Below are 1,254 nucleotides of genomic sequence, written 5' to 3' on the forward strand. Positions count from 1 at the left end.
CGGCAGGCTCAGGCGCCAGCCGGCGTCGACGCTGTCGATTTTCAACGCCTCGCCATTCAGCCGGTAAACAGTGGTCAGACAAGGCACGGGGAGGCGCGGGTCCCATTGTTCGATCAGGCGGCCGTTGGAGTCGTGGCGTTGACGGTTGATCTGGCATTCGACTTCGGCGCCCACCACCGCCCGCAAATAAGCCACGTTTCTGACCGGCAGCCCTCTGGGATCGTGAGCCGACAGAGCAGGAGTACGCCAATGCACTGAAGGATTCATGCCCGCACTTCCGTGAAGCGGATCATTCAGGCTGCCTTTTTCCGGGTTCGGCGCTGCGCCAGCAAGAACTGATTGTCGGTAGTCCCCATCTCTTTGTACGACGTCATCATGTCTTGAGAGCGCTTGATGTTGGAAAGAGTAAAATTGGTCAACCGGCGCAAGTCTGAGCGAGAGATGGGGGCCAGGGTCTCTGCCGATGTCATATGGTTGATATTTGGCAGCGAGTCGGCCGGGTACACAATGTCCGTGCCCAGTGCATCGAATGCATTTTCAGCCCAGCCGGCACGTTGTTCTACCGCCGATTTCCAGTCCTCGAGCATTTTGTCTATTTTCTGGATCTTTACCGGATCAAGGCGGTTTTTGATGTCTTCTGCCTCTATTGCGCGGGCAAACATATTCAGTGCTGCGGGAATGATCGATATCCACGAAGCCATGAGCCGGCCCATCATGAAGGAGGGGTTGAGTACCGCATCAAGGCCTGGATGAATCAGCTCATCCTTCACGTCTCGCCAGGAGCTGATTTCCTTGACGGCATCTCTGATGCCCAGCCCATGATCAATCGCGTTGACCGAGATCCGCGAGGTCTGCGGAATCAGTGGACCCATTCCGATCCCGGCGCTGTTGGCTATCGGATCAATCATGGCCGTGGCGGAGTCGCCGCCAATATTGCCGCCGATCACCCCTCCGGTCGTGGTGTAGGGTGTGGTGTCAGGCATATTGGGAATGACTAGGTCAAGCAGATCGCCGCCTGCGGCACCGCCCTCATAGCCGACGACCCCTCTCACGACTTCGCCTACCATGTTCAGTGCCAGATTCATTGCCACACCTTCCTCATGGAGAATGTTGTGAATTTGCCCCACAACCTGCGTGGAGTGGCCCTGGACGCTCGAAAGAAATGCTGAATACAGCATGATCACACTTTCCGCTCTGTTGTTTCCGTCAGGATCCACATAGCGCAGCGGATTGTTGCCGACGTACGCATACCGG

1 protein-coding gene and 1 pseudogene are annotated in these 1,254 nt (G+C 56.8%); both read right to left on the reverse strand.

Annotated elements, in window-relative coordinates; genetic code table 11:
• The coding region (locus tag KCG87_RS27295; protein WP_210685730.1) for a hypothetical protein at positions 1–195 on the reverse strand (195 nt) is incomplete at its 3' end.
• Positions 196–293: 98 nt separating this feature from the next.
• Positions 294–1,254, reverse strand: a pseudogene (locus KCG87_RS27300) (toxin); the annotation flags it as partial.

Source organism: Pseudomonas sp. MWU347, assembly GCF_017947305.1.
Classification (GTDB): domain Bacteria; phylum Pseudomonadota; class Gammaproteobacteria; order Pseudomonadales; family Pseudomonadaceae; genus Aquipseudomonas; species Aquipseudomonas putida_A.